This is a genomic window from uncultured Anaerovibrio sp. (assembly GCA_902786545.1).
In the GTDB taxonomy this organism is placed as follows: Bacteria; Bacillota; Negativicutes; order Selenomonadales; family Selenomonadaceae; genus Anaerovibrio.
Window position 1 is genome coordinate 20,273 of sequence record CADACU010000032.1, and the last position, 7,594, is coordinate 27,866.

The 7,594-nt window shown below is 45.3% G+C and carries 7 protein-coding genes and 1 tRNA gene; 3 read left to right on the plus strand and 5 right to left on the minus strand.

Features of this window, described 5'->3' with window-relative positions; genetic code table 11:
* Positions 1-115: 115 nt before the first annotated feature.
* The 4 genes from QZV24_RS07270 to QZV24_RS07285 all read right to left on the minus strand — a co-directional run bounded on the left by QZV24_RS07270 (position 116) and on the right by QZV24_RS07285 (position 3,844).
* Entirely contained in the window at positions 116-409 is a 294-nt protein-coding gene (locus QZV24_RS07270; protein ID WP_294522198.1) for a hypothetical protein, read from the minus strand.
* Positions 410-611: 202 nt separating this feature from the next.
* Positions 612-1,037, minus strand: coding sequence for a hypothetical protein (locus tag QZV24_RS07275; protein WP_294522200.1), 426 nt, complete (start codon positions 1,035-1,037; stop codon positions 612-614).
* A gap of 115 nt (positions 1,038-1,152) precedes the next feature.
* Positions 1,153-1,226 (minus strand) — tRNA-Gly (locus tag QZV24_RS07280).
* A gap of 44 nt (positions 1,227-1,270) precedes the next feature.
* The gene (locus QZV24_RS07285) at positions 1,271-3,844 is read right to left on the minus strand and encodes a cell division FtsA domain-containing protein (protein ID WP_294522203.1); all 2,574 of its coding nucleotides are present in this window, start codon (positions 3,842-3,844) and stop codon (positions 1,271-1,273) included.
* A 200-nt stretch (positions 3,845-4,044) separates the two neighbouring features.
* Between QZV24_RS07285 and QZV24_RS07290 the strand changes: the two genes are divergently transcribed.
* From QZV24_RS07290 to QZV24_RS07300, 3 genes are all read left to right on the plus strand, one after another.
* On the plus strand, positions 4,045-5,322 hold the full coding sequence (locus QZV24_RS07290; protein WP_294522205.1) for a DAK2 domain-containing protein: 1,278 nt from the start codon (positions 4,045-4,047) through the stop codon (positions 5,320-5,322).
* Between the two features lie 350 nt (positions 5,323-5,672).
* The gene (locus QZV24_RS07295; RefSeq protein WP_290656072.1) at positions 5,673-6,281 is read left to right on the plus strand and encodes a hypothetical protein; all 609 of its coding nucleotides are present in this window, start codon (positions 5,673-5,675) and stop codon (positions 6,279-6,281) included.
* 94 nt (positions 6,282-6,375) lie between these two features.
* Positions 6,376-6,693 (plus strand): hypothetical protein, encoded by a 318-nt coding sequence (locus tag QZV24_RS07300; RefSeq protein ID WP_294522214.1) that lies wholly within the window; start codon positions 6,376-6,378, stop codon positions 6,691-6,693.
* Positions 6,694-6,815: 122 nt separating this feature from the next.
* On the opposite strand, the gene deoC is transcribed toward QZV24_RS07300, so the two are convergent.
* Positions 6,816-7,481 (minus strand): deoxyribose-phosphate aldolase, encoded by a 666-nt coding sequence (gene deoC, locus QZV24_RS07305; RefSeq protein ID WP_294522217.1) that lies wholly within the window; start codon positions 7,479-7,481, stop codon positions 6,816-6,818.
* Positions 7,482-7,594: the final 113 nt, after the last annotated feature.

Consider the following 7,594-nt stretch of genomic DNA (forward strand, 5'->3'; position numbering starts at 1 on the left):
ACCGTTAATCGATTTTACCTAATAGTAAGATTTCGATATTTATTTAGCTAATCCTTTTTGAAGTAACTAAAAAATAGCCGTATTTGTGTGTAATACGACTATCTTTTAGGCCCCTTTATTTTAGTTCATCCCCCAGTATATATGCCTTGTAGGAAAGGCTGGGGACCATCTTCTGCAGATTGTCCAGATACTGGGATAACTCCAGCATGGACGCAGGGTTGGCTATCAAGGTGTAATCGTAGCCACTGAGATTGTCATAGCAGTTTTCTACCAGACAATCCTTGAGGATGATATTGAGAAATAATTTTTTTTCGGACAGATCATCTATGGATACATAGATATGCGCCTTTAGTCCTGTATCAGTGGTAGACTTAGCATCTTGATGTTTTTTTACGGTAGTTTTTGGCATATAATCCCCCCTCTGTTATAAGCACAAAACATAATTTTGTTTACCAACTTTACTTAAATTATAAGGTGTTTATACGCATATTTCAACATAAATTAAAAAATATTACAAAATAAATACTGGGAGTAAATCTATTGGTAAAAAAGTCCTAAACAAAAAGAATTGCTCCAGCCAGTATACCAGAGCAATTCTTGGGGTATTTTCCTTAATAGAATAATTCGGAGGCTATGCTGCGACTAGGCTTTAAAACCATTGGTTGCAGAGACAGCAATGGAGTCCCGTTCGCCGACAGCTTTATAGGGGCGTTTTCATCCGGAACGGCTATCATATGCGGTTTTTTTCGATACCGGCTGACAATTTTGCCATCATTGTACTCAGTAATCATAATACTGCCATCTGGCATAATTCGTCGGATTACCTCGGTAATTTTCCGGTCCTGTTCCAGGGATTTGATTTCCTCCCGCAGGGCTGTCATTTTTTTAGTGGTATCCTGAATGGAATCCAGCTTTTCCAATAAAAGCTCTCGGAAGGTGACGGCTGAAGCAGAAGTATCCACACTGGCTGCTGCCCCCCAATCACTGGCAAGCGTATTTATTTTATTGCTCATTTTTTCCGTGGTCCGGACAGACATATTCTCACCTTCTTTCCTGTTAAAAATTGTCCGCAAAATAACTCTAATAATATATCGTCATTTTGGCCAAAAATAAAAAGAGACGAGCATAAAGCTCGTCTCCTGTCAACAAATCTGGAGCGGGCGAGGGGAATCGAACCCCCCTCTAAAGCTTGGGAAGCTTCCATTCTACCAATGAACTACGCCCGCGCTCAAGTACATATTATATTATAATTCTTCCTCGACATCAACCCTTATTTATCAAGAAACGGACTTTTAGTACTGTTTTTATTGCTGTTCAAGGCAGCACTTAGGCCGGGAATGCTGTTTATCTTGTCCGCCAGCTTTATTTGGTCCTTTATAGCAGCTGCAGTCATTGGTGGGGACGAAAAGGCAGCTGCGGTTGGAGAGATAGGCATGCCATTATTGTCCGTGGCCGGTTTGTCTGGCTGCTCGCCAGCTGCCATAGCAGCCGATGGGTCATTTTTGGTGATAATAACATCCAGCTCATCGCCGTTTTTTATTGGGTCAGTGAAGTTCACCGGCTGTTTGTTTACTAAAATTTCAAAGGACACCCGGGATGATGCGGCTGGTGGCTCAAAACCCACTGCCAGCAACGCATCACTGACCGTGGTAACTGCCCGTAGAGATTTCATATATCGTATCTCTGCCCCATCATCGATGATGGTCCCCGTGCTGGCCGGATGGCCATTTACTTCCAATGATACAGTGGCAGATGGTATTTTGTGCTCTTCTCCCTTGTAATATATGGTCAAGGTTGCATCCAGCTCGGAAACATTCAGCACAGTACCCAAATTTGGCTCCTCGGCCGGAATATATTCAATATAATCCTTTTCGTGAACCTCAGTGGACAGGGTAGCCGGGTTATCGTTGAGCATTATTTCCGGTGTAATAGTATATTGGGACTCTTTACCATTTACCGTATATTTTACCTTGCGTCCCATAGGCGGTAAATTAAGGGTGTTCAGTACATCTCCCAACAACCGGGTGTCCTTGCTGACGATGATATCACCGTCTTTTAGGAGCTGGCCCGGCTGGGCAGCCTGACCGTTAATGGTAAACTGAGCATCAATCAGCTTTTCTTCTCCGTTTACATATACCATATAGGATGGTGGGATATCCAGAATATCCCGAATGGTAATCTCCGGCTGAGCACCATCCTCGCCAGGGATGATTTCAATATGGCTGTCTTCCTGAATAACTGTGTCCAGGGTTGCCGGTCTGTCGTCCACCTTTAGCTGAGCCAGAGTGCCCATGGTACCGGGAATGAATTTGTTTTCACCGTTAATGGTCAGCATAGCACCCAGTCCTGGTCGACCATTCATCTTTTTCAGCTGAATTCCGGCATTTAACAGGGCATCAGACACGGTAAGCTCTCGGAAATTGAACAGACTGTATTCGACATTATTAACGAAAATACGCAGGAAATGGAGGGAATTCTGGGCAGCAATTTTTAAAATACCCAACGGAGTAACAGCATCCGGTTTTTGTAATTCTTCCGGAATGTCCAGCACGCCATCAATTTTTTCCGGATGTCGTACTGCTACACGGCCTGCCGGCAGACCTAAAATGTCTCCGACAAATTTGGCCAGATTTGGTGTCAAAGAACCGCCACCAACCAATATAACCGCCTGTGGTGGTTCACTGCCGTTCAGTTCAACAATCTGATCGGCAATGGCCTCAGCCAGATTTTGGACATTGGCCATTATCGGGTCAAGAATTTCTTTGGCGGACAGTTCGTATTCGACCCCTAAAATATCAGTGAATTTGGCGGATTTGCCTTCCGCGGCATCCCGCTTTAGTTGTTCGGCTACATTAAAGTCCAGTAAGAACCGTTGGGAAATGGCTTCGGTGATTTCATCACCGGCCTGTGGAACCATACCATAGGCGATAACTGATCCGTTTTTGGTAATAGCCACATCAGAGGTACCGGCACCAATATCCACCAACACCAGATTGAGGTGTCGCATGGTTGGGGGAATCAGCACATTGATGGCCGCGATTGGCTCCAAGGTGAGAGCCCGCATATCCAGCTTGCTGGCCTGCAGAGCGGAATGCATGGAGTCAATAACCTGCCGTGGCAGGAAGGTGGCTATAACTGTGGCAGTGGCTATCCGCCCTCGCTGTCCCACCAGAGTTTTCAGCTGGGTGCCGTCCAAATTGTATTTAATGGTGCTATAACCTACGCAATAATATTTGGTAGGGTCATCTATAGTTTTTGATGTAGCCAGTTTGGATTGGGCCGCCTGTACGCCGGCAAAGTCCAGAGCCCGCTCTTGCTCCGGGGTGATAATGCCGTTTATTTCCATATCTGCTTCCGCTGTCATGGTATATAATGCCCGGCCGGCTGCGGCTACTGCTGCACTTTTTATGGTACCGGTCTTTTTTATCAGTTCTTTCTTCACGGAGTCGATAATGGCGGCTACCTGAGGTACATCGTGAATCTGTCCGTCCAGCATAGCTCTGGTTTTATGTTCCTGCCGCTCTGTTGCCACAATTTTCAGTCCGTCAGCTTCTTTTTCAGCCACAATACCTATGACACTGCGAGTTCCGATATCAAGGGCGAAAATTCGCTCCTTGCGTTCCTTGCGCTCTTTAGGTTCCTTGGCTGATTCTGCCTTTTTGGACGCAGTGGCACTCTTGGGTGGGCGCCCCCGTCTGGCTGGCTTGGCTGCCGGTGCTTCCGGTTTAACAGCCTGTTCCTCTGCTTTGGTGGTCTTGGCTGTCTTGGCAGAGGCTTTGCTGTTTTTTGAGGTGTTTTTTTCAGTTGTCTTGCTATTTTCGGTTTCTTTTAGGGAATTTTTCATGGAATTCTCCTTATTTATAAAAAATTAAAAGGTTAATTCAATTATTTCTCGAATAAGACAATAGAATCCTTTTTTATTTTTAAAAATCTACACTATAATATTGTAACGATTATGATGCCGTTGTTCAATATTTTCCTTTGTGATAAGGTAAATTATTCCATAAAGCGTTTCAAAAATCACCATGGAGGAGTATTTTTTATATGGCTGATGCAAACGAAGTGATAACCGGTAGCGATTACAAACGAATGGTACTGGGTGCCTACAGTGAATTTTTAAATGAGTTCGAAAATATAAATGCCGTAAAGGAAAACAGCCGATTCTTTTATTCGGGAAAACCTGGCTCAGATGTTTTGCGGACTATGGGTGCAGCCGTTATTCCCCTTTCGGAGGCGGTAAACGAAAGCATTGGTGGTCTTTCCCGCCGGGTAGCTGATGCCTCGGTTTTAGGGGCAAGAGGCAATGCCGGGGTAATTGTATCCCAGATATTGCGGGGGCTGGCCAAGGGATTGATTGGAAAATATAACGCCACATCCCAGGAATTTGGCAAAGCATTCCAATACGGTATTTTGTATGCCCAAAAAGCAGTGCCGGAGGAAAAAAACCGGCCGATAATTGTGGCTTCCAAGGTGGTGGCCAAGGGAGCTTATGATGCGGTAAGAGCCGGAAAGCATATCAGCGAAGTGCTTAACGCCGCTATTCAGGCCGGGACAGAGTCCTTTGCCCGGGATATGGACTGCGGTGAAAAAATATTACAGGTTTTTTTAGAGGGATGTCTGAAGGGACTGCAGGGGAATTTTTCCTTACCGCCACTGGATTTGGGGAGCAAAATATATGAGGCCAAGGGCATTGTCAGTCCGTTAAATGATATTGCCAGACCATATTGTGTTACCTTTATGGTGGCCAATCCGAAGCTGTCGGTGCCCCTGATTGAAAAAGAGTTGCAGGAAATCGGCAATTTTGTGGTGGTGGAGCGCCGCTTTAAAGCCATTTTCATTCATGTTCATTCCGAGCATCCGGGGACGGTGTTGGAACGGGCCGTAGCCTGGGGGCATGTGGGGGAAATTCATATAAATATTATGGCGGAGCCACACGCTATGGCTATGGTGCAGCAGTCCTGCATGATGCCGCTGGCTTTGCTGACAGTGGCCAGCACGGAGGAGTGGGGACAAAAGCTGCAGGATGCCGGGGCAATGGTTATAATCGATGGCAGTGATGAGTCTGGTCCGTCGGTGGAGGAGATTGTCAATGCGGCCCATAGTGATATTGCTAACAAATATATTTTGCTTACTGATTCAGAGCATTTGCGCCTGGTAATGCATCAAGCCAAGCGGATTTTGGGGGAGCGGGTCAGTGTGGTGGTGGCCAACAACCAGGAGGAGCAGATATATGCTGTGCGGGCCTTTTTTCCGGAGCTTTCCATGGAGGAAAATACGGCTCAGATGATAGAGGCTGTGCGAAAAATGGCCGCTGATGAGTAAGATTTGCCATATAAACCAAACAAGGAGTTGCTACTGCAGTAGCAACTCCTCTAAAGCGAGATCTGTATATGCCTATGTCCGCCAGGCTTAACCTGTATGTTCAGGTGGGTATCCTAAGTAACAGTTTCTGCTATTCGTTCGGAGACGATCCAGCATCTGCTGCACAAAATCAGATTCCCTTATAAATAAGAGTCGGTTAGACGATGAAAGGACAGACATATAAGAGTATCCCTCTTTAGGTGTATGATACCACAGTGGTAGGCTAATAACAAGACTTGACAAAAGTATACTTTACTGCGTAAGATTAAAGAATGAGTGGTAATTTTTTGTCAGGGAAGGATGTAAAATAGATGAGTAACGAGCAGCTTATGCGTGCTATATTGGTGGAACCGGGAAAAGACCCGTCTATTATCCGACTTCCGGCGGCCCATGGAGCCCATGATGAAGCAATCAAGGATACCTTGGAGGGTAACTATGGCGCCGTGGAATTTTTTCAAATTCAGCCGGGAATTTCCCTGTTTATATTGGTGAATGATTTGGCTGCCACGCTGGGAATGAAGCCCAACCGCCGGTTTCCCGGGGCTGACAGCGACCAGATTATTTGGGGCAAGGCCATATTCATTGCGGCCTATAATGGTGATGATGAAACCAAGGAGGGGACCTTGGATATGTCTGAGGATACCTGCCTGATGTTTATTGAACAGATTAAGCTGAACTTTCCGGCCTGTGATGGTTCGGAAGAACCGGGCCCGGAGGATACTTTGTATCATGATGAGGATGAAGACGGTAATCCAGCTCCATACCGTTGGCTGGAGATTTCTCGTCCGTCGGATTTGCCAGTACCACTGCAGGCTGGCCGGGTGAAATTTTATCGTATGCCGGCGCAGGAGGTCATGGAAATAAATGACCGCTATTTCAAGAAGGTGGCCGTTTATACGCCGGGTTCCAAACTAAACTAAAGAATAATCGCAATAAAATTTTGGCTAATTAAATGAATTTGCCGGAAAAATGTGATATTATTTTTAGCAAATATCTGATATAAGGAGTTAGAGCATGGATAAAATATACAGTGTGGCAGTTAGCTGCCGGGGGGCCATTGGCTGGGTAGAATATGATACTGAGGCAAAAACCGTAAAGGTGTTTTTGTCTGATGAGAAGGCAGTGGCTGATGCAGAAAAATTTCTCTCAGAGAAGCATAAAATAAATATTCCCCAGGATTCACTGTTGGATTTTGTGGAAAAGGAAATTGACCCACTGGCGGATGTGGAAAGCTTCCAGACAGTGCTTACCCGCTTGTGGGAAAACACCGATGTTCATGTGGACTGGAGCCGTCCTGTGGAGTATGTAAAGGCTCATCCAACCTTAGATTAAAAAAAGTGCCGTAAGGCACTTTTTTTGTGTTATTTTAGGAAGTCTTAATACATAAAGCCGTTACCTTCAGTTAAAACCTCATCCAAGTGCTACGCTCCATAGGAGATGGCTTTCCTCATCAACTATACATCTTCTTCCAGCCTGTCCTTTAAAAGTCCTACGGCGGCACTGGCTCCGATGCGGGCACAGCCCTCGTTGATGTACTGTTTCATATCCTCAATGGTACGGATGCCACCGGCAGCTTTTATTTTTACTGCAGGTCCGATGTTGTCACGAAACAATTTTATGTCTTCGTGGGTAGCTCCCCCGGGCCCGAATCCGGTGGATGTTTTGATAAAATCCGCCTTGGCGTCGGTCACGCAGCGACATAGCTGGATTTTTTCCTGTTCGGTCAAGTAGCAGGTTTCAATGATTACCTTTAACACATTATTTCCCACCGCTTTTTTTATGGCTGAAATTTCCTTGGTGATTTTTTCGAAAGCACCATTCTTGGCGTCTGTAATATTGATGACCATATCAACTTCTTTTGCGCCATCCAAAATACTCTGTTCTGCGGCTTTGATTTTTGCTTCCTTGCTGTCGTAGCCCAGTGGAAAACCGATTACAGTACAAATGTTGATTTTTTCTCCATATTTTTTATGGACCGGAGCTACATAACTGGCCGGTATGCAAATAGAGGCCGTGTTATAGTCGATGGCCTCCTGACATAACGACTGTATCTGTTCCCAGGTAGCCGTAGGCTTTAGCAGGGTATGGTCCACATGGGAAAGAATTTCAGATCCCTTCATAGAAAATCCTCCTGTATATTGTCATATTATGGTAGTATTATAGCATAATATGAATGATTACATAGGTGATAAAATGAAAGCGATTATAAATGGCCGGTTGATTGTTCCAGGCG

Bases quoted from the DNA above. Each gene is read 5' to 3' on its own strand.
- QZV24_RS07290 (WP_294522205.1), top strand. From the start codon at position 4,045: ATGGCTGATGCAAACGAAGTGATAACCGGTAGCGATTACAAACGAATG.
- deoC (WP_294522217.1), bottom strand. From the start codon at position 7,481: ATGAAGGGATCTGAAATTCTTTCCCATGTGGACCATACCCTGCTAAAG.
- QZV24_RS07275 (WP_294522200.1), bottom strand. From the start codon at position 1,037: ATGTCTGTCCGGACCACGGAAAAAATGAGCAATAAAATAAATACGCTT.
- QZV24_RS07295 (WP_290656072.1), top strand. From the start codon at position 5,673: ATGAGTAACGAGCAGCTTATGCGTGCTATATTGGTGGAACCGGGAAAA.
- QZV24_RS07300 (WP_294522214.1), top strand. From the start codon at position 6,376: ATGGATAAAATATACAGTGTGGCAGTTAGCTGCCGGGGGGCCATTGGC.
- QZV24_RS07270 (WP_294522198.1), bottom strand. From the start codon at position 409: ATGCCAAAAACTACCGTAAAAAAACATCAAGATGCTAAGTCTACCACT.
- QZV24_RS07285 (WP_294522203.1), bottom strand. From the start codon at position 3,844: ATGAAAAATTCCCTAAAAGAAACCGAAAATAGCAAGACAACTGAAAAA.